Origin of the sequence: Paenibacillus larvae subsp. larvae (genome assembly GCF_002003265.1) — a bacterium.
In the GTDB taxonomy this organism is placed as follows: Bacteria; Bacillota; Bacilli; order Paenibacillales; family NBRC-103111; genus Paenibacillus_H; species Paenibacillus_H larvae.
Genome location: NZ_CP019687.1, coordinates 2,821,688 through 2,842,168 on the forward strand (window position 1 = coordinate 2,821,688; position 20,481 = coordinate 2,842,168).

At 44.5% G+C, this 20,481-nt stretch carries 16 protein-coding genes and 5 pseudogenes; 18 read left to right on the plus strand and 3 right to left on the minus strand.

Going from position 1 to position 20,481, the window contains the following annotated elements; all coding sequences use genetic code 11:
• Positions 1–24 precede the first annotated feature (24 nt).
• The 6 genes and pseudogenes from BXP28_RS14630 to BXP28_RS14655 all read left to right on the plus strand — a co-directional run bounded on the left by BXP28_RS14630 (position 25) and on the right by BXP28_RS14655 (position 5,719).
• Entirely contained in the window at positions 25–393 is a 369-nt protein-coding gene (locus BXP28_RS14630) for an IS3 family transposase (RefSeq protein ID WP_023484170.1), read from the plus strand.
• Positions 302–583, plus strand: a pseudogene (locus BXP28_RS25215) (DDE-type integrase/transposase/recombinase); the annotation flags it as partial. The gene BXP28_RS14630 and the pseudogene BXP28_RS25215, both read left to right, overlap by 92 nt.
• Before the next feature lie 292 nt (positions 584–875).
• Positions 876–2,249, plus strand: a complete 1,374-nt coding sequence (locus BXP28_RS14640; RefSeq protein WP_023484457.1) for a S8 family peptidase — start codon at positions 876–878, stop codon at positions 2,247–2,249.
• 33 nt (positions 2,250–2,282) lie between these two features.
• Positions 2,283–2,501 carry a fibronectin type III domain-containing protein gene (locus BXP28_RS25625; RefSeq protein WP_046655389.1) on the plus strand — a complete coding sequence of 73 codons (219 nt, stop codon included), beginning with the start codon at positions 2,283–2,285 and terminating at the stop codon, positions 2,499–2,501.
• 514 nt (positions 2,502–3,015) lie between these two features.
• Positions 3,016–3,786 carry an ABC transporter ATP-binding protein gene (locus tag BXP28_RS14650; protein WP_036654156.1) on the plus strand — a complete coding sequence of 257 codons (771 nt, stop codon included), beginning with the start codon at positions 3,016–3,018 and terminating at the stop codon, positions 3,784–3,786.
• Positions 3,773–5,719: an ABC transporter permease gene (locus tag BXP28_RS14655; RefSeq protein WP_040931538.1), complete on the plus strand. Its 1,947-nt coding sequence runs from the start codon at positions 3,773–3,775 to the stop codon at positions 5,717–5,719. Before BXP28_RS14650 ends, BXP28_RS14655 begins: the two co-directional genes overlap by 14 nt.
• Positions 5,720–6,270: 551 nt before the next feature.
• On the opposite strand, the pseudogene BXP28_RS14660 reads toward BXP28_RS14655, so the two are convergent.
• Positions 6,271–7,030 (minus strand): annotated as a pseudogene (locus tag BXP28_RS14660) (IS5 family transposase).
• A gap of 480 nt (positions 7,031–7,510) precedes the next feature.
• Between BXP28_RS14660 and BXP28_RS14665 the strand changes: the two are divergent.
• The 5 genes from BXP28_RS14665 to BXP28_RS14680 all read left to right on the plus strand — a co-directional run bounded on the left by BXP28_RS14665 (position 7,511) and on the right by BXP28_RS14680 (position 11,676).
• Positions 7,511–9,493: an acyltransferase family protein gene (locus tag BXP28_RS14665; RefSeq protein ID WP_036655398.1), complete on the plus strand. Its 1,983-nt coding sequence runs from the start codon at positions 7,511–7,513 to the stop codon at positions 9,491–9,493.
• 16 nt (positions 9,494–9,509) lie between these two features.
• A complete protein-coding gene (locus BXP28_RS14670) occupies positions 9,510–10,013 on the plus strand; it encodes a hypothetical protein (protein WP_036655400.1) in 504 nt (167 codons plus the stop codon).
• An 89-nt stretch (positions 10,014–10,102) separates the two neighbouring features.
• The gene (locus tag BXP28_RS24370) at positions 10,103–10,231 is read left to right on the plus strand and encodes a hypothetical protein (protein ID WP_257125643.1); all 129 of its coding nucleotides are present in this window, start codon (positions 10,103–10,105) and stop codon (positions 10,229–10,231) included.
• Between the two features lie 33 nt (positions 10,232–10,264).
• Entirely contained in the window at positions 10,265–10,786 is a 522-nt protein-coding gene (locus tag BXP28_RS14675) for a helix-turn-helix domain-containing protein (RefSeq protein ID WP_200899987.1), read from the plus strand.
• A gap of 65 nt (positions 10,787–10,851) precedes the next feature.
• Complete coding sequence (locus BXP28_RS14680; RefSeq protein ID WP_235430740.1) at positions 10,852–11,676, plus strand: IS3 family transposase; 825 nt, start codon at positions 10,852–10,854, stop codon at positions 11,674–11,676.
• Between the two features lie 80 nt (positions 11,677–11,756).
• On the opposite strand, the gene BXP28_RS25220 is transcribed toward BXP28_RS14680, so the two are convergent.
• Both BXP28_RS25220 and BXP28_RS14690 read right to left on the minus strand, forming a co-directional pair.
• Positions 11,757–12,047 (minus strand): hypothetical protein, encoded by a 291-nt coding sequence (locus BXP28_RS25220; protein ID WP_036655402.1) that lies wholly within the window; start codon positions 12,045–12,047, stop codon positions 11,757–11,759.
• A 41-nt stretch (positions 12,048–12,088) separates the two neighbouring features.
• A pseudogene (locus BXP28_RS14690) lies at positions 12,089–13,067 on the minus strand (serine hydrolase domain-containing protein).
• A gap of 388 nt (positions 13,068–13,455) precedes the next feature.
• On the opposite strand from BXP28_RS14690, the gene BXP28_RS14695 reads away from it, so the two are divergent.
• The 7 genes and pseudogenes from BXP28_RS14695 to BXP28_RS25630 all read left to right on the plus strand — a co-directional run.
• The gene (locus BXP28_RS14695; RefSeq protein ID WP_036655403.1) at positions 13,456–14,352 is read left to right on the plus strand and encodes a hypothetical protein; all 897 of its coding nucleotides are present in this window, start codon (positions 13,456–13,458) and stop codon (positions 14,350–14,352) included.
• A gap of 145 nt (positions 14,353–14,497) precedes the next feature.
• Positions 14,498–16,375: an FAD-dependent oxidoreductase gene (locus tag BXP28_RS14700; RefSeq protein WP_023484003.1), complete on the plus strand. Its 1,878-nt coding sequence runs from the start codon at positions 14,498–14,500 to the stop codon at positions 16,373–16,375.
• Positions 16,376–16,500: 125 nt separating this feature from the next.
• Complete coding sequence (locus BXP28_RS14705; protein WP_023484002.1) at positions 16,501–16,950, plus strand: hypothetical protein; 450 nt, start codon at positions 16,501–16,503, stop codon at positions 16,948–16,950.
• A gap of 12 nt (positions 16,951–16,962) precedes the next feature.
• On the plus strand, positions 16,963–17,943 hold the full coding sequence (locus BXP28_RS14710) for a polyprenyl synthetase family protein (RefSeq protein ID WP_023484001.1): 981 nt from the start codon (positions 16,963–16,965) through the stop codon (positions 17,941–17,943).
• 567 nt (positions 17,944–18,510) lie between these two features.
• Positions 18,511–19,437: an IS110 family RNA-guided transposase gene (locus BXP28_RS14715; protein ID WP_036655405.1), complete on the plus strand. Its 927-nt coding sequence runs from the start codon at positions 18,511–18,513 to the stop codon at positions 19,435–19,437.
• Positions 19,438–19,699: 262 nt separating this feature from the next.
• Positions 19,700–20,220 (plus strand): annotated as a pseudogene (locus BXP28_RS14720) (IS256 family transposase).
• Positions 20,221–20,226: 6 nt separating this feature from the next.
• Positions 20,227–20,445: pseudogene (locus BXP28_RS25630) on the plus strand (transposase); the annotation flags it as partial.
• Positions 20,446–20,481 lie beyond the last annotated feature (36 nt).

A 20,481-nucleotide genomic window follows, 5' to 3' on the forward strand; every position in this document is an offset into this window, starting at 1 on the left:
CGCTTCCAGTTCCGTGTCACGAAGATGTGCGCTCTGCTCAGCGTTTCCAAAAGCGGTTATTACGAATGGACGAAACGCAAGGAAAGCGAACGCCTCAAACGTCGCAAAAAACTCGAACGATGGATTCGCAGAACTTTCTTTGATTCCAGGCAGTTGTACGGCAGTCCAAAAGTGTGGTATGCATTGAAAAAACAAGGTATTCACGTCTCTCAGAAGACCGTTGCTCGTATCATGAAGGAACTTGGTTTGAGATCCCGTACCGTTAAGAAGTACAAGGCGACGACGAATTCGAAACACAACCTTGCCCGTAGCGGAAAATGTCTTGAATCAATCGTTTGCTGCGGAAAAGCCCAATCAGGTCTGGATGGCGGACATCACGTATATTCCGACTGACGAAGGATGGCTCTATCTCGCCAGTCTGGAAGACCTGTGCACACGTAAGATCGTCGGGTTTCACATGGGCGAGCGAATGACCAGGGAGCTCTGCCTGAGGGCGTTGGATCAGGCGTATCGCCATCAACGGCCGAAAGGAACCGTGTTGCATCATTCGGATCGCGGTAGCCAGTATGCGTCCTCGGACTATCTCGGGTATCTTACGCCCAATCAATGCGAACATATGATCTGTTTAGCTGCATAATTCTCTCGGTTTTAGGTGTCCAATCTATTGACAGAAGTCCACTGTTATTTAGGTTCACTCTTTTTTTGTTTTCAATACTTTTTTTCATCAATGGGTGAAAAACTCTATGCTTTTTTAGACATTTTTAAAGTTATATTTTAAGTGTAATCGAAAGGAGGATGATTCACATGTAGTAGCAAAAGGAATTTTGAAAGCATTTACATAGAAATATCTCAAACGAAACGAAGGAGAAAAAGACATGAATAGAACATTAACAACACAAGATGAATGTACCAACATTATTGTAAAATTTAAGGATCAGGCACTACAATCTACACCTCTAGTTTTAAAAGAAGAGAATACCTTGACCCAAGGTCATGTTGGTTTTTTTAGTGACTTTTCTGGCTTGGAATTTAATCGTCTCATTTTTACAGTATCGCCAGAAGATATGATTCAAGATATGAAAACCTATAACCTACCCGAAGATTTGGGTTTATTCCGTTATTATTCAGTACAAATTTCTAAAGATCAAGGTGATCCACAATCTATTGTGGACAGGCTCAAACAATCTCCTCTTGTTGAAACGGCTTATATTGAACCGGACGCTATTGAAGATTCAGTTACCGAAATGGAAGACCCAACGCTATTCGCGCAACCTAATCGGAATCCTCTATTTAAAAAACAAGGGTACTTGCATCCTGCACCTGCTGGAATTGATGCTCAATATGCATGGGGGATACCTGGTGGTGATGGAGAAGGCATTATGCTTGTCGATATGCAACTACATGGTTGGCTGTTAGACCACGAAGATCTAGTTGATCAACAAATTGGACTCGTTGCAGGTAGCGGAAATCCTATTGATACCAAAACTTCTCACGGTACCGCTACTCTTGGGGAAGTAGTCGGATGCGACAATGAGGTGGGCATTATTGGAATATCCCCAAAAGCAAAAGCAAAAGTAACATCTAAATACCGAGCCAATGGCAAACAAAGCCATGCTGATGCTATTGCAAGTGCAGCGAAAGAGATGAACCCAGGAGATGTTCTTGTATTAACATGGGGGTATAGGGATGGTGGCCGGCCAGAAAACACCCCAGATATTTTTGAAGCCATTAAGTTTGCGACAGATAAAGGGATAACTGTTATTCAGTCAGCAGGAAATAGTAGTGTTAACTTGGATGAATATACGGTAAATGGAAAATATGTTATGAATCGAAATAGCCCAGATTTCAAAGATTCCGGGGCCATTATAGTAGGTGGAGCTTCGTCAGATGTGCCTCACAAACGACGAAAATCTTCCGGTTACGGCAGCCGAGTCGATGTGTATGCATGGGGCGAAAATGTAACTACTACTTATTCCAATAATGATGATCCAAGCATAAAAAATCTATATAGGCATAATTTTAATGGAACTTCAAGTGCTGCTCCCATCATAGCAGGAGCGGTTGTGAACTTACAAGGGATTGCAAAAGCAAAGTTAGGAAGACCATTCACACCCGAGGAGGTAAGGGACCTATTAAGTGATCCAGATACAGGGACGTCATCGAAGAACCCATCCTCTGACCGAATAGGGGTTATGCCCGATTTGAAGCTCATTCTAAATAAATTAGGATTTACCCAGCAACCTCAATAGTTTTACAAGCCGACAGACATCCAAACCGACCGCGTGACTTTAAAGTGGACTCCTTATGATTTTGATGAGAAACAAGTTGAACCCAACTATAATGTCTATCGCGATGGTGTTATAGCAAAGGGAGTTCATAAGCCGTTTACTACAATAGAAAGCTTACAACCCAATACCGAGTACGCATTTAAAGTTTCAGCTGCCGACGATAATTGGGGAGATTTACAATTTAGTGACGAAATCAAGGTGAAAACAAAATAGGATTCATCTGGTTAAACAGTGGGATTCATATGCTGTTTGAAAAAGGAGTAGGGCCCTGAGGAAGTACCTCAAGGCCCTTTTACATACACAGAAATGTTAGTAGGCTGAGCATTTGGCTGTAGGAAGGATTGTCAAGGGGTATTACTTAAAAACTGGGGAAAAATTTTTGAAAAGTTCTTGACAAAAGCTCTTTGCAACCATCTCACCCAAAAAACCGTGATTTTGCAACCAAACTTAATCAGCAATTTCTAGGCGCTCGCGGCTTAATGTGCAAAGAAATAGCTCCCAAACTTGAAGGGAGCCATCGATAAAATGTACAAGTAAAATATAGCACATCCAACACTTCTTACGTGCATACTTAATAACATTTATGATGTTTCTTTTGTTTCTTACATAAGTAATATTTACGTGACGAAATTGTAAGATTGGATCACTTTAATCAATGGTTGCCTATTTAGATTTCATAGATAATTGGAGTTGTTGAGAAACTGTATTGAAAGAAGGCAAAAAAACAATGGCAAAACCTGTACTAATTACAAAAGGTGTTAGCAAAGTCTTTGGTATTAAAAACAATTTGTATACGGCTTTGGACCGTATCGATTTGGAAGTGAATGAAGGGGAATTCGTTGGAATTATGGGACCATCCGGTGCCGGGAAAACAACTCTTATGAACATGATTTCCACTATCGACACACCTACTTCCGGGGATATTATCATTGACGGACAAAGTATCGTGAAAATGAAGGAGGAACAGTTAGCTCTGTTCCGCCGAAACAAGCTGGGTTTTGTTTTCCAGGATTACAACCTGCTTGACTCGCTGACAGTCAGGGAAAACATAGCCCTGCCACTTGCTCTTTCCCATGTGAAAGCTGCTGGAATTGATGAGCGGGTAGTCCGCATTGCCAAAAAATTCGGCATTGATCCGATTTTGGATAAATACCCTTACCAAATTTCCGGGGGTCAGAAACAGCGCTGTGCGGCTTCCCGTGCGTTGGTATCCAATCCGAGCCTGATCCTGGGGGACGAGCCGACAGGCGCTTTGGATTCAAAATCGGCAACCGACCTGCTGGAAAGTATGAAAGAGATGAACGAAAAAGATCGGGTGACCATTCTTATGGTGACTCATGATGCTTTTGCTGCCAGCTACTGCCAACGAGTCCTGTTCATTAAGGATGGCCGGCTGTTTACGGAACTGCACAGGGAAGACCTGACCCGTAAACAATTTTTTAACGCCATTCTGAACATGCTTTCATCTATCGGGGGTGGAGTAAGTGACGTTATTTAATCTTGCTTTACGTAACATGAAGAGAAATTTTAAAAACTATTCCATCTATTTCTTTTCCATGATCTTTAGTATTGTGATCTACTATGCCTTTGTAGCGATTAAATTTAATTCTCAAATTCAGCAAGCAGCTGATGGTTCCAAGAAAATATCCGGAGCTCTTACTTTTGCTAGTATATTGTTAATCTTGTTCTCTGCTTTGTTCATTATTTATTCCAATGGTTTTTTCACACGGAAACGCAAAAAAGAAGTAGGGCTATACTCGCTTCTGGGTGTGAGAAAAAGACAAATCGCCAAAATGCTGGCTTATGAGAATCTGTTTATGGGCCTCATAGCCTTGGTGGTTGGTATTGGCATTGGCGCTTTGCTATCCAGTGGTTTTACTAAGCTATTGCTGGTGCTTATGGATTCAGAAATGGGTGTCCATTTCGAGATTCCAGCGGCAGCCGTTCTCAACACGGCCCTTGTTTTCTTTGTCATCATCTTATATACATCTTTTCAAGGATACAGGCTGATTTACCGTTTCAAACTGATTGATCTCTTTAAGGCGGACAGTCAGGGAGAGAAGGTTCCCAAAGGCTCTTTGGTGATTGCCCTATTATCCGTTATAATGATTGGTTCCGGGTATTATCTGGCTTCTGATTTTGCTCAAGCTGCTAAGAAATTAAATGTGCGGTTGGATTCTCTTGCTTTGATTATTTTGTTTCTTACCGTTGCCGGAACTTGGCTGCTGTTCCATTTCTTTACCGTTATTTTGCTCAGGATCAGACGCAAAAATAAAAACAGTTTTTACAACGGAATGAATTTGGTGAGTACATCCCAACTCCTCTACCGGATTAAAGGAAATGCTACCACACTGGCCACCATCGCTATTCTCAGCGCAGTTACGCTTGTAGCTATTGGGACATCGGTCTCTCTTTACTTTAATGTTGGGAAGCAGACGGAAATGATGTATCCATACAGTTATACTTACGAAGTGACCTCCCCTGAAGTGAACAAGAAAGTGGATCAGGCTCTGAACGAATTCAAAGGAGATCATCCTGTTGAAAAGGATCTTACGATAAAAACTCTTCAGGTGAAAGGGGGATTGCATGACGAGGACAAAAAGTTTGATGTGTCAAAAAAACTGGATGACGAAAATAAGCCAACGATTATAGCGTTTAGTGAATTTAAGAAATGGGCGGATACTTTTGGAAGGAATGTAGAACCAAAACTGGGGATCGGAGAAGCTATTCAGCATAATCTATTTGCTTCTTTAAGCAAGAAATTGGGTTTTGAAGAGAAACCGCAAGTTTTTTCCTTAGTTGCAGGGAAAGAAACTATTAAATTAAAAATCGTAAAAGAAGGGGAATACCCATTAAAAAATGCTTTATCTAGCGCCGTTATTGTGCCTGATCAGATTTACCAAAAAGCTTTACAGGCAAATCCAGCCCAAAAGGAAACAAAAACCCGTTTAATCAATGTAAAGGGTCAGAAAAGCAGTAAGGAATTAACCGCAGCTATTGATAAAGCTACGAACGGGGAAGACGAAAATTACTATAATCCTTACCGGTCCGGTATGGAGAGCATGGGGATTATGATCTTCGTGGGGACGTTTGTCGGACTTGTTTTCTTGATTGCTACAGGATCTATTATCTACTTCAAACAATTGTCCGAAGCCAATGCGGATAAAGCCAAGTATGACATATTACGCAAAGTAGGAGTAACCCCGAAGGAAATGAAGAAGGGGATTGGCAAGCAAATTGCCTTTATCTTCGTGGCACCTCTGATTGTAGGAATCTTGCACAGTATCTTTGCCCTCAAAACGGCGACTCTTATTTTTAATGTTTCTGACAAACTTCCGCTTGTGATGAGCATGGCGGCTTATGTGCTTATTTATGTTGGCTACTACTTCCTAACAGTCCGTTCTTACTGCAATATTGTAAGAAAAAATTAATGATTGAAAGAAATGATTGAGATAACCTGTCTTAGCGGCAGGTTATTTTTGCGCAAAATAAAAAGCCCCGAAGGGCTTTACACTTCTATTTACCAAGATCTATAGTTGCTGATTCACCAGCTTTTAGACCAAGTCTACTTACGACTTGTAACTTCAACCCAGTTATACCTTCAGGATTTCAAACGCCACATTAGACTTTTTGGCGATATTAGGATTGATTTTTGATAAGATTCAATCTATAAGAATCCTTTTATATCAACGTTGCGCTAGTTTTCGTTATACATTAAAGCTGATAAAAAAAGGACTCTTATAGACAGCATTTGAACCAATTTGAACCATGATAGGTGATAGTTGAATACATTCCCTTTCTGTCTTTAAAATATATTAAATCTTGAATGGTCGATCACCCTCAGATAATGTAACAGCAATATCACTCTTCGTAATAAATTCATTGCCATCAATTTTTTCTTTTAATACAGCAACAATATACTATTTGAACAAATATAGTAGACTTGCTTCTAAATATATATCCTAGGGTGTGTTTTTAAACCTTAAGCCAGCCAGATAGCAGAAGCCAGCTTTAAAAAAGCAACAAACGTGCACGATAATTTATCGTAACGAGTAGCTAATCGACGATTGTGTTTCAGTTTATTGAAAAGACATTCGACCAGGTGCCGTTCTTTAAAGAGCCACCAGTCGGTTACACGTTGAACGGTTCGATGTTTACGGCTGGGAATGACGGAACAGGCCTGCTTTTCTTCCAGCAGCGCAATAATTTTATCGGAGTCGTACCCACGATCAGCCAAGACGTTTTTACCTCGATATCAAGGGTTTGCAGAATTTCGTATCCGACTACGCAATCGTTGATGTTTCCTGCCGTCACTTCGAATTTGAAAGGATTGCCGAGGGCGTCCACTACCGCGTGGATTTTGGAGGTTAAGCCTCCTCGCGACCGGCCGATGCCTTGGAATTGCTGCCCCCTTTTGCCCCCGCCCCGTGCTGGTGAACACGGATAATGGAGGCATCGAGCATGACGCTTTCATCATCGGGATCGGCAGAAAGGACATCCAGCATGCGATCGAATACGCCTGCTTTTTCCCATCGGCGGAATCGGGTGTATACCGATTGCCAAGGTCCGTAGTATTCGGGCAAATCGCGCCAAGGCGCTCCCGAACGGATCACCCAAAGCATCGCATTGAGCATTTGACGGTTATCCTTGGCAGGGCGGCCACCCTGCGTTTTTCGTTCAGGCGGCAACATATCTTTGATTTGGTTCCATTGATCATCTCGTAATTCGTATCGTCTCTTCATATGCAAAGTTTACCAGACTTTTGGACTTCATGATACTTTGAAAACGCACCCTAGAATTTTTACGAATTGTGGCATTCAATATTCTGCCTTTCGGTTCTTGATTTTTAGCCATTCGAACCAAGCCCAGTTTAGGAAGTTTTATTTTATTTCTTTCGATAGCAATACTATTATTCACACATTTTGTTGTTTAGGATTGAACAGGATGATAGGACAAACCTTTTCCAGTATCTGAATAGGCTTGATTCCAAAGTGCTAAGAATTGTAAACCGATTGTAACGATACTAGTTTCCTATATTCGTTATATTCATTATAGTAGACATGATCAGAACAATCTATGACCGACAACGGGGGAAGAACAAGCAATGATACATAATAAGATTTCAGAGCAAAAGAAAAGCTGTTCGAAAAGTTGCTCTCTCAGGAAAATGACAGGCTGGGTTCATGTTATAAAGGAAAATTCATGTTTGAGGAGCTTGTGCAATGCCTGAACCCAGTAAAGGAAATAGACGCTTCATGTCCGGTCTTGACGGGCTCCGGGCATTGGCCGTACTTGCCGTTATTATTTATCACTTGAATCCGGATTGGCTGCCGGGAGGATTTTTTGGCGTTGGCATGTTCTTCGTGCTTTCGGGATATTTGGTAACGGACCTTCTGATGGCCCGGCGGATACAGACTGGAAGTTTCTGTCTCAAAGATTTCTGGGTGAGCCGGATACGGAGACTGGTTCCGGCAGTGCTCGTCATGCTGACAACCGTAGTCGCATGGATCACTCTGACGGACCCTTCCCGGCTCGTATCCCTGCGCGGAGACGTAGTTTCAACGATGTTGTATGCCAAAAACTGGTGGCTGATCTTCCACCAGGTTTCGTACTTTGAAAGTTTTGGACCTCCTTCACCCTTTCTTCATTTATGGTCACTGGCTGTGGAGGGACAATTTTATCTTGTCTGGCCGCTCCTGCTTGCAGTTATGATCCGGCTTAAATTCAGAAGAATCTATTTATTAGGGGTACTAACTACCGGTATAGTTTTGTCCGCTCTGCTTATGGGACTATATTATGAACCGGGTACGGACCCAAGCCGTGTCTATTACGGAACGGATACACGCGTGTTCGCTTTGCTAATCGGGGCGCTGCTGGCGATCCTATGGCCAAGCCGCAGACTTTCGGATAAGATTTCAGCATCCGCGCGCCGCATATTGGATATTACAGGTACTGTCAGTCTGGGTTTGCTCCTTTATCTCTTATGGAGCGTCGGTGAGTATGATCCTTTTGTATACCGCGGCGGTTTGCTTATTCTATCAGCCGTAACCGCAGTGTTAATTGCAGTGTTGGCCCACCCGGCCCCCCGTCTTGGCAAATGGCTGAGCTGGAAACCTTTAACCTGGATCGGAGTACGCTCTTACGGCATCTATCTTTGGCATTATCCCGTTATTATTCTCACAAATCCTGTGGTGAATACAAACGGTTTCAACGCAGGAAGAGCTGTCCTTCAGGTAACCGCCAGCATTCTTCTTGCGGCCTTGTCCTGGCGTTACATAGAAGAACCTATCCGCAGAGGAGCCTTGAGACGGGCATGGGGAAAGATCCGTTCCAAAGAATGGAACTGGAACCGCGTCCCTGTCAGGCAATGGATTATGTCCTTCTGCGCCGCTCTAGTATTCCTGACTTTTTGTCTGGGGATGGTATATCCCCGGTCCGGAGCATCGGCGGTCTCTGCCCGTCCAGAAAAGCAAAGTGAACTTACCGAAACAGCTTCACTACAGGCAGCAGAATCAGGCAAACCAGATACCACTCCGAAACTGGAAATTGTACCGTCTCCCGAACCAACGGCCCGGACGGATTTGTCTCCTGGACTTGACGGACAGCCCGGTTCGGATCCGCACCGTCACCCTGACTCCATTCAGCCAAATTCTGCAGGGGGAGAGCAAAAAGAAAATGAAACCGGGGGACAGAAACCGGCTGAAACGAACCATAACACGTTAAAAACGGAGAAAGGCTGGAGTTTGACCGCAATTGGAGATTCCGTGATGGTGGATACCGCACCTTATCTGAAGGAACTTCTCCCCGGCAGCGTAGTGGATGCCAAAATAGGAAGGCAAATGTCCGAAGCCAAGAATATCCTTGCCGGCATGAAACAAAAGGGTACTCTAGGCAAGGGCGTCATCATTGAACTCGGAACCAACGGAGTATTTAACCAGAAACAGTTGGAAACTCTGCTTCAATCCCTGGAGGGCGATGTGGAACAGATCGTGCTTGTCAATATGCGGGCTCCGGTAAAATGGGAATCCAAAGTAAATGCTATGCTGGAGGAAATCAGCAAAACCACTCCAAACGTTACACTGGTTGACTGGTACGGTGCCAGCAAGGGAAAAGACTCTTATTTTGAACCTGACGGTACCCATCTGAAACCGGAGGGTGCCAAAGCGTATGCCTCCCTATTGGCCGAAACGATAGCTTCTTTATAGGAGGATGGTTACACTTATGCTAATCCTGTTTCTACTATTTTTTCTTGCTTGTATCCCTGTCCTGGTTTATCTTTATGTGAGAAAGAATGATGGCTATCTGCATTTCAATCGCTCAGAAAAAGCCATCAGTTTTCTTTCGCTTTGTCTCGTTATTTATTTTGCTATTGGGGTCGTTATCCTTGCAGAAATGGGACTCGTCTACCTTGCGAGTTTATTGGTCGGAGGGATTCATTTTACCGGTTCGTTTTCCTTGGTAGCAACCATGACACTGATTGTTTTATTTGTTGAAGTTGTTTATTTGCTTATGGGTATTCTTGTAACGATCCTCTTTAAGAAAGTTCCAAATTGGTTAGTAGGAATGGGCATGATTCCCCTTTCCGCCTGGATTATTTATTCGGTATCACACATCGCAAATCAGGAAGTATCTTTAAAAGCCGCATTTATGATTGCCGGACTCATGTTTGTGGCTAATTTTGCGGTAAAGGAGAAACCGTCAGAAAAAACAAATGAAAGCAAATAAACAACCCGGTACCGCTTCGGTGATATGCTCCCCTTGCGGTAGACAGTTGAAATAATAAAACTGTTTACTGTAAGGAGGAGCATTTTTTCATGTCCCCTAAAGCAAAAGTATCAGGATCAGAAAAGATTGCAGCTGTTGAAAAGTATTTACGTGGAGAAGATTCGCTTAATCATTTAGCAGCACTTCTTGATGTACACCATTCATCCGTTAGGCAATGACTTCAGACTTACCAGTCACTAGGCCCAAACGGATTGCTTCAAACATCACAGAATGCATCTTACTCCGCAGAGTTAAAAAGAATAGCTGTCGGGGACTATTTGGCTGGCGGCGGTTCTCATATGGATATATGTAAAAGATATGGCATTAAGTCAACCCGCCAATTGCGCGATTGGATTCTGAAGTATAATGGTCATGAGAAGTTGAACACTTCCGGAACGGGAGGAGCGCCGATCATGACAAAAGGACGAACAACGACTTACGATGAGAGAGTTGAAATCGTCAGATTCTGCATTGAACATCAACACAATTATGCCCAGACAGCTGATAAATTCCAGGTATCCTATCAGCAAGTGTATTCATGGACAAATAAATACTTAACATCTGGTGTGGATGCACTTCAGGACAGACGCGGGAAAAGAAAATCTGAGGATGAGATGTCCGAAGTGGAGAAACTAAGGGCTCAGAATAAGCTGTTACAGGCTGAGAACAGAAGGAAGCAGATGGAGATCGATTTGCTAAAAAAGTTGGACGAGATCGAAAGGAGGCGGTTCTAAGCCAGGTAAGGTATGAAACGATATACCTTGCAATACGCGGGCTCCATGAAACGAAGTCATATCCCATATGTCAATTATGTGATCTTATTGGGATCCAACATTCATCGTATTATAAATGGATCAACCGGAAAGAAAGCATGAATGAGATCTTTAATAAAGCGTTGCTTCCCATGATTAAAGATGCCTACGAGGAAAAGGATGGCATCCTTGGATATCGCCAGATGACCATTAAACTAAACCGGGAACGCCATTTAACAGTCAATCATAAGCGAATATACAGACTTATGGGCATCCTAGGCCTTAAATCGGTATGCCGCAGGAAGCGAAAAAACTACATCCATTCCACGCCTGAAATTACGGCGGAAAATATCTTGAACAGAGACTTTGAATCCTCTGAGTTCGGTACAAAATGGCTCACAGATGTGACTGAAATGAAGTATGGCAACCAAAACAAGGCTTATCTTAGTGCAATCCTTGATTTGTCGGATAAAAGCATTGTTTCTTTTGTGGTAGGGCATTCCAACAACAATGAACTTGTATTTAAAACTTTTGATATCGCCCATATGACTTATCCTGACGCTACACCCCTCTTTCACAGTGACCGGGGTTTCCAATATACATGTAAAATCTTCAAGAAAAAACTAGACGATGCAGGTATAACTCAAAGCATGTCCAGGGTATCCAGATGTATAGATAATGGCCCAATGGAATCATTCTGGGGAATGGTGAAATCCGAAATGTATTATCTTCGTAAGTTCTATACATATGAGGAACTGGAAGCAGCCGTGATAGAATACATCGATTACTACAATACTCGTCGATACCAGAAAAGACTTAATTGTATGACGCCGTTGGAATATAGGCAATACCTTCTAAGTTCAGCAGCATAGAAAATGGCACCAACCATGGGGATACGGTTAGTGCCACAACTTTTTTTGTTTTTTACACTGTCTACTTGACAGGGGTCAGTTCACCGCTTCGGTACTCGGGTTTGTTGAGTCCGTAAAGAAAAAAGGAATCCAGCCATTTTCTGGTTCCAATTCAGTCCGGTACATAGGCAGAAGGCGCCGGACCGCATATACTGCCCTATGATTCGTTCTCCATCTGCGGCAATGCGCAGGCCAAGAGGGTCAAAATTGGCATCGAGCAGAACCAGATTGCGAAACCGTTCCGGAGTAACGGGATCTGCCTGCATTGTTTGGTTCCAAAGCGGTACTAACTGGCGTTCAGCACCCGCCTGATAAGAGCGGAATATGATCATGCAGCTTCCTCCTTTATCGCCCGGGATTAAGGCCGGTACCCTCATCGGAACGCGGCGGCAACCGCGTTGTGAAAACAAGCCCGCAGCCGCGTGATCGAGTATCCGCGGCCTCCGTAAACCCGGTTCGTCAGCAAAATGGCGAACCGCTCCCCATCCGGGTCCAGCCACAGGCTGGTCCCGGTGAAGCCGGTGTGACCGAACGCGCGCACGGAGAACCAGTCTCCGGCACCATCCTGCGTGTCACCCCGCAGCACCCAGCCCAGCCCGCGGGCGGCTCCCTCCTGCGCCGTCCAACGGCGCAGAGCCGCCCATCGCCGCCGCATTCTCATCATGCACCTCGCCGTGCTTATGCCGGCCCAGGGCAGGATCGAATTCGGTGGCGGCAATGCGGGGCTTCAGCAGATCACCGGGGCAAAAGCCGCTGTCCGCCATGCCGAGAGGCTCGAGAACGAGCCTCCTCGCCGCTTGTTCCAGCGGCTGTCTGAGCAGGGCGGAAGCGATCTCGCCCAGCAGGATAAAACCCAGATCGCTGTATACCACGCGCTCTCCAGGCTTTGCTGTAAGGGAAGCTCTGCAGACATGCCCCACAATCTGCTCCCGGCTCCAGCCATGAGAGTACAGATCCAGAGAAGACGGCAGCCCCGACGTATGAGTCAGCAGATGCTGCAAAGTAACCTGTTCTTTGCCCTCTCCTGCAAAAGCAGGAAGATACCGGCTGACCGGGTCACTCAGTGAGAGCCGGCCATGATCAACCAGGATTAGCAGCAGCGGAAGTGTCACCACTACCTTAGTCAGAGAAGCACAATCAAATATTGTTGAGCCGGTAACAGGCTGATTATCCGCCCTGCTAACCGGATGGGTAAATCCGCCGGAACTGGAAGCCAGCGTCTGGTCACCTTGCCCGACCAATGCGCTGAATCCGGGGAAATTCCCCTTCCCCCTCTCCGCTTCCAACAAGGCAAAAGCCGCTTGAATGCGCTTCTCCTCCAATACCCGGCATCCAAATGAATGCAGTTCCATCTGAACCCCCGCTTTCTTAGCCCGAAATTTAGAAACCGCTTATAAAACTGCTATTGGAACTCTTATCTTTTTTTCTTATTATATCATGGAAAATTTTATTTAAACTAATATAAAATAAAATTTTCCAAACGTAGACCTGGGGCAAACCTTAACATTTTCCTTCCAAATTCGGCCCTGTATGAATCCATTTCCTAACTTGATTTGTAATAGATCTCCCATCTTCAAACTCATTCAGGGAATATGTAATTTTCATGACAAATAATTTCTAATTTTCTTCACATACCGGACATAAGTGTGACACTAGTCCTAATGATGCTTCCAGCCCCATGATAAAATGTGGATGACAAATCATACAATGGTTCTACGAAAATCAGGGAGGTTACTTGTCATGAACAAAAAGATGTCTATTCTTCTCTCGGGGGCACTGATCGCCGGATTGCTTGCAGGCTGTGGAGCCAAAGATTCCAAAACAACAGCCAGCCCAAGCCCTACTCCTGCAGCCGAACAAAGCTTCGGTACCAATCAAAATCAAAAATGGGCAGACGGTACATATTATGCCGCCGATGACAAATTTGATGAAAAATCCGGCTGGAAAGAGGCAGTGATTCTTAAAGTGAAAGACGGTAAAATCACCGATGCCAACTGGACTACCATTAATGTAAACGGAGGCGCAGACAAGAAAGAAGCTTCTAAAGACGGCACATACGGCATGAAGAAAAATGGGAAGGCACAATCCGAATGGCATGAACAAGCCGAAAAAGTAGAGAAATATTTGATTGAAAAACAAGATCCGAAAGCCATCAAATATAAAGATGACGAAGGTCATACCGATGCGATTTCCGGTGTGTCCATCCATGTGAAAAATTTCTTTACTCTGGCTGATAAAGCGCTTTTGGCAGGACCGGCTAAAGAAGGCCAATACAAAGACGGCGGATATCATGCGGAAGGCCAGGCTGATAAGGACGGTTGGGTTCCAACAGTTGACCTGACTGTACTGAACGGCAATATTGTGGCGGCAAATTGGGATTCTGTGAAAAAGGATACCAATGAAACCAAAAAACAGCTATCCAAAGACGGTAAATACGGTATGAAGGAAAAAGGAAAAGCTCAAGGCGAATGGCATGAAGAAATTGCTAAAGCAGAACAATTCCTGATCGATAACCAGGATCCGGCTAAATTCCAAGTCAAAGACGACGGTAAAACCGATGCTGTATCCGGTGTGACTGTCCATGTGAACGACTATGTGTCCCTCACCCAGAAAGCACTGGATGGTGCCAAGAAATAAATAAGATTTCAATAACCAAGATTACCTGCCACTTTTGAGTGGTAAAATGGATCCACCTATATGTGAAATATGTCACTTTCATTTGTTAGGTTCCTCTCTATCATAGAGGTATACGAAAGACAACCTAGTGAGGTGAACCATCGTTTTGAAAAAGATCATCGTCCTGGGTGGTGGTTACGGCGGGGTCTTGACGGCTAAAAAGCTGGCCAAGAAATTCAAAAAAGACTCCAACGTTGAGATTACACTCATCGATAAACTGCCCTACCATACCCTATTAACCGAGTTACACGAGGTCGCTGCTTACCGTACGGATGAAGATGCGGTGAAAGTAGATCTGAAGAAAATTTTTGCAGGCAAAAAAGTGGATGTTGTAATGGATGAAATCACCAATATCAACTTTGCCGAAAAGACCCTTCATTCCGAAACTGCTTCCTATACGTACGATTACCTGGTAATCGGTACGGGTTGTAAACCGACATTTTTCGGAATTCCCGGGGCGGAAGAAAATTCCTTCACCCTATGGTCTCATGAGGATGCTGTTCGTTTGAAACAGCAGTTCCGTACAATGTTCAGTGAAGCCGCCAAAACAGCGGACAAGCAAAAACGTGCGGATATGCTTAGCTTTGTCGTAGTAGGCGCCGGGTTTACCGGTGTTGAAATGGTCGGCGAGCTGGCTGAATACCGGGATGACCTGTGCAAAGAGTTTTATCTGGACCCGGCGGAAGTCAAAATCTACTCCGTAGATATGGCACCGAAAATTTTGCCGATTCTTCCTGATTCCCTGATTGCCAAGGCTGAAAAGCGCATGGAGAAGCTTGGCATCGAGATCATAACCGGAACCAAAATCGAAGCGGTAAAAGAGAACGCCGTTGTTCTTGGCGGACGCGGAGAGCTTGTAGCCAATACGATTATCTGGACCGCCGGTGTTGAAGGTTCCGAACTGCTTGAAAATCTGGATTTGGAACAAAAGGGCCGGAAACGCATCGTTACCAATGACAAGCTGCAAAGTGTTGACCACGAGAATGTATATGTCATTGGAGATAACATCTTCTTTATTCCTGAAGGAGAAGAGCGACCTGTCCCGCAAATGGTCGAGAACACAGAGCATTCCGCACCGCTTGTTGCTCATAATATTCATGCCACGATTACGGGCGGTCAGCTCAAGACTTATAAACCTTTGTTCCATGGAGCCATGGTTTGTATTGGTTCCCGCTATGGCGTAGCCAATGTGGGTACACCGAAAAAAATGTTCAAATTCAGCGGCTTTATCGCCATGTTCATGAAGCACATGATTAACATGGTCTACCTGGTTCAGGTAGCCGGGTTCAACAAAGTCTGGAATTATATGCTTCATGAGTTTTTTCATGTCAAGAACAGAAGAAGTTTTGTCGGCGGGCACTTTTCCAAGCGTTCCCCGAATTTCTGGCTAGTGCCTTTAAGAATATATGTAGGTATCATGTGGCTGCTTGAGGGTTGGGAAAAGCTGCAAAAGATCCAGGAAGATCCGGGCCGGATCTTCCTGATACCGCCGGCTCCTACTGCTGACGCCACAACGGCCGCCACTCAAGCTATTGATGCGGTAAACCAGACGGTAGACGCGCAGACTGCCGCATCGGCCGTGTCCAATGCATCCGATGCTATCAAAGCTCTGCCGGTTCCGGATTTTGTTACAAGCATGGTAAAAGGCTCCATGAACCTCATGTTCTACACGAATGACGGAGGCTATACTTGGCTCGCCCATGCTTTTCAAACCGGCATGATTTGTGCGGAGATCATTTTCGGCTTCCTGCTGATTGTCGGCCTTTTCACCGCCTTCTCGTCTATCGCAACGGTAGGAATGGGAGCCATGATCTGGGCCTCCGGAATGGCACCGCCAGAGATGCTTTGGTATATGACAGCAGGAATTGCCCTTATCGGCGGGTCCGGCAGTACCTTTGGCCTTGACTACTATGTTCTGCCAAAACTTAAAAAAGCATGGAAGAAGATACCGTTTGTTAAACGTTGGTACATCTACACTGATTAAAATAAGCTAAGGAGGCAGAGTAATGTGTTCAAGCCCGGGCACATTACTCTCCTTTCTTTATAAGAGGAAGTTGTCCAACAGGACGGAACTTAGTACCGAGTAGAATCTAGGGGTGCTTATGGCTTATGGATACACAACTGATCACCAAAACCATCAGACAACTGCATAAAGAGCTGTCCCCTGAAGCAGCTATTGTCCTGGACCAAACTGAATATCTTGCCCGGGATTTGGCCGAACAGCTAAGCCGTACCGGAATGCCGGAAGAACGTAAAATAGCGGTTTTGGGTTGTTATATTGTTCTCCAGCTTGCCTTGGAGAGACACAGCGGTTTGCAGGCGGACAATCCGGATCTGACCAAACGTATACTCGATGGGGATTACCTTCTCAGCTTTTATTACGATTTTGCCATTCTTCATAAAGAAACCGGACTCACAGAATTCCTTGCATCTGTAAATAAAAATATTCAAATTCAACAAGCGCTTGGCCTCCCTCTTCAGGACCGGCTTTTATACCATCATTTTTGTATGTATTTAGCCAAGCAGAGTGATCCTGAATGGATTGGCAAAGCAATGTAAGCAGGTGACCTAATGATGCTTAACGAAGCCTTACATATTGATCCTAAACGCATTGACCGGGAAATTCTCAGTCTTGTCAAGCATGACCCCGATATCCCGAGTGACTCGGTTATAGGCAAAAGTATTGCGGAGCTTGTTGAATCCGGCGGCAAACGCTTGAGACCTATGATGGTCATTGTCGGAAGCCGTTTCGGGCCTAGGCCGTCCCCGCGTAAAACGCTCCAGCTGGCGGCTATTGCCGAGTTCATTCATGCTGCTTCCCTGATTCATGATGATATTATTGACCGTTCGGACACGAGGCGGAACAGACCGGCCCTGCATACCAAAGTAGGTATTCAGACGGCTGTGCATACGGCCAATTATATGATGGCCCGGGTTGTGGAACTATTGTCCCAATATTCCAAGGAGCATGACCGTTATGTTCAGGACTTCTCCGCAATTACGACAACTCAGCTATGCATTGGTGAATACCAGCAGCTTAACCATAGATTTGATTTTGATGTGACTGAAGAAGTGTATCTGGAAAAAACGGGAAATAAAACAGCACAGCTTATGGCTACTTGCTTAAAGGTAGGAGCCAAATCTTCTGATGCCTCTGATGCAGTGGCGGATAAACTGTATCAGTTCGGTGAATGTCTCGTCATGTCTTTTCAGATCCGGGACGACTTGCTTGACTTTACCCAGCCTTCCGAACAGCTTGGCAAGCCGGCCGGTAGCGATTTGATTAACGGACAAGTTACTTTGCCCGTCCTGTACGCCTTGGATTTGCCGGAACTCGGGCCAAAAATCCGTTCCCTTACTTTCCGTTCTACCGGGGAGGAGATTGCAGAGATAGTGGAAGAGATCCGCTCCAGCAGAGTATTGGATAAAGTAGAAGCTCTAAGTGACCATTATTTAGACCGGGCGAAAACTCTGATTGGTGATCTCCATGCCTACCCGGCTTACCGGGATCTGGAACACATCCTTCATTTTTTTGCTGACCGAAAGAACTAAGGGTCTTTTTCAGGAAGACCCTTCCCTTTTGCATTGGCGATTCTCTTGTATCCCCTTGCATTGATTCTCTTATATCCCCTTACCCTTTTTTTGACTTTCATCGTTTGCATGCCCCTCTTCCTTATCGTGGTAATAGGACAATAGATCCTTCCCTGTCTGAGTCTGTAAAATAGTTTCGTATTATGAGGTTGACCAGCTTAATCTGGTTAACCTCGTTTTTCGTTTAAAATAGTTGTAGCCGGGGAGAACGAAAAAATATCTGGGTAATGAGCCTGTTACACAAACTGTTCACCTGCTATTGTACAAACCATGATTAAGCTGGTTGAGACTATGATCTCGTATAACACGCGAAGCTATGGAAGTGCAATGGTTAGTGGGATCCGTCAAAAATCACATTTAGGAGGATGTATGAGACCTGTTATCGGCATTGATGTATCCAAAGGAGAAAGTGAAGGGTTCATCTTTCTCGAAACCTGCTGTAGTTTTAGAATCAACGGGACATTATCATCGAGGGCTTGTTGCCGTACTGCAGAAAAAGGGGTATGAAGTCATTACTTTAAATCCGCTATTCCTCAACGGGCACGTAAATTCAAATTAAGGAAAGTAAAGACGGATGCAGAAGATGCTAAGCATCTGGCGGAGCTCTATTATAAGGAGCAGTTGAAAGCAAGTCCACCTAGGCCAATCTCCCAGGAGGAACTTCGTTTCTTAAGTAGACAGTATGAAATGATTAGCCATTCATATGTTCAGGCCCAGCTTAATTTCCGATCTATGCTGGATCAGGTATTTCCTCTGTTTTCAACCGTATTTGGTCAGTTATTTTCCATGACTGCTCTTGAGATACTAAGGAAGTACCCAACGCCTGAACATGTTCTCAATGCTGATCATGACGAAATGAAAGAGACCATACATGCACAGTGTAATCGTTCATTTCTTTGGGCTTCTCAAAGAGCTGATGATATTGTTAAAGCTGCAAAAAACAGCCTCATAGTTGATTCAAACTCATGTCAAATCACGGCATTACGCCTTATGATTAATTTGCTGATGGAGTATCAAAACCATCTAGCTGATCTTGAACGGGCGATCAAGCTGAAGGCTAGTACCATTGAAGGGTTCGACGTGTTGTGTTCCATTCCTGGAATTGGTCATAAGCTTGCAGCGACAATCCTTGCAGAGATCGGGGATATTTCGTCATTTGATCATGCCAAAAAACTCGTAGCATTTGCCGGAATAGATCCAAGCGTATTTTCATCTGGTAAATTTACAGCAACAAGAAATCGTATAACAAAACGAGGCTCCACCCGACTAAGGAGAGACTTGTATCTCGCTGTGCTTTGCGGTATTCGAGGGGTAGCCAAAAACCAGCGCATCCGGGCATATGATAAGAAGAGACTTGAAGGTAAACCTCACCGTGTTGCACTTATTGCTTGCACCAATAAGCTGCTGCGTATTATCTTTGCCCTACTTAAGAACTCAGTTCATTACCACCCTTAATAAACCTTAATAAGGACAATATGGCACATAACTCCAGTTAGAGCTGGGGCTGGATTCGTATTGCCTTTTTTCTAATTCTATCAATGAATTTAATTCTCGAAAAGGATTGACATTATATTAGCTGGTTTGTGTAACTCTCAAACCCAGTAAAATGAATCAGGATCACCTACAAAATCTATACGGTATTGAGTTTCGCCCACGCTCATTTCCAATGTGACGAATAAGATTGTACCCCTTATCAAAGAATGGCAGAAATCGCCCCTTGCAAGGCGTATACGCGGTTGTCTTTCTGGATGCTATTCATTTCAAAGTCAAACAGGACGGGGCCATCGTCAGCAAGGCGGCGTACATGGTCATTGGCATCGATTTGGACGGCAACAAAGACGTGCTTGGGATGTGGATTGGCGAAAACGAGTCATCCAAGTTCTGGCTCAGCGTGCTGAATGACCTGAAAAATCGTGGCGTCCAGGACATTCTTATTACGTGCGTGGACAACATGATGGGTTCTCCGAGGCCATTACGGCGAGCTATCCCAAGACGGAAATCCAAAAATGCATTATCCACCAGATCCGGAATTCTACCCGTTATGTCTCTTACAAAGATTTAAAGAAGGTCACCGCCGATTTAAAGCCCATTTACAAGGATTCTACCGAAGAAGCCGCTCTACTGGAACTGGATCGTTTTGAAGAGGTATGGGGCACCAAATACCCGCTCATTATCCGGTCTTGGCGAAATAACTGGACAGAACTGGCTACCTTTTTCAAGTATCCGCCGGAGATCTGAAGACTCATCTATACAACCAATATGATCGAGAGCTACCACCGTCAGCTTCGGAAAGTGACAAAGGGCAAAAGTATCTTTCCTAGCGACGAAGCCCTGCTTAAAATGCTCTATCTGGCGACGATGGATGTCACCCGCAAATGGACCGGCCGGGTTCAAAACTGGGGACAAATGCTGCTTCAATTCTCCTTCTTTTTTCCGGATCAGGTCGGCCACCACTTGCGCTAGTAACAACATGATCCCCCCTCGGGGGAAATACTTTTA

What these genes read in the sequence shown, in the direction of transcription:
- BXP28_RS14630 (WP_023484170.1), top strand. Translation starts at nt 25, where the DNA reads ATGTGCGCTCTGCTCAGCGTTTCCAAAAGCGGTTATTACGAATGGACG.
- BXP28_RS14640 (WP_023484457.1), top strand. Translation starts at nt 876, where the DNA reads ATGAATAGAACATTAACAACACAAGATGAATGTACCAACATTATTGTA.
- BXP28_RS14650 (WP_036654156.1), top strand. Translation starts at nt 3,016, where the DNA reads ATGGCAAAACCTGTACTAATTACAAAAGGTGTTAGCAAAGTCTTTGGT.
- BXP28_RS14665 (WP_036655398.1), top strand. Translation starts at nt 7,511, where the DNA reads ATGCCTGAACCCAGTAAAGGAAATAGACGCTTCATGTCCGGTCTTGAC.
- BXP28_RS14670 (WP_036655400.1), top strand. Translation starts at nt 9,510, where the DNA reads ATGCTAATCCTGTTTCTACTATTTTTTCTTGCTTGTATCCCTGTCCTG.
- BXP28_RS24370 (WP_257125643.1), top strand. Translation starts at nt 10,103, where the DNA reads ATGTCCCCTAAAGCAAAAGTATCAGGATCAGAAAAGATTGCAGCTGTT.
- BXP28_RS25220 (WP_036655402.1), bottom strand. Translation starts at nt 12,047, where the DNA reads ATGATCATATTCCGCTCTTATCAGGCGGGTGCTGAACGCCAGTTAGTA.
- BXP28_RS14695 (WP_036655403.1), top strand. Translation starts at nt 13,456, where the DNA reads ATGAACAAAAAGATGTCTATTCTTCTCTCGGGGGCACTGATCGCCGGA.
- BXP28_RS14705 (WP_023484002.1), top strand. Translation starts at nt 16,501, where the DNA reads ATGGATACACAACTGATCACCAAAACCATCAGACAACTGCATAAAGAG.
- BXP28_RS14710 (WP_023484001.1), top strand. Translation starts at nt 16,963, where the DNA reads ATGATGCTTAACGAAGCCTTACATATTGATCCTAAACGCATTGACCGG.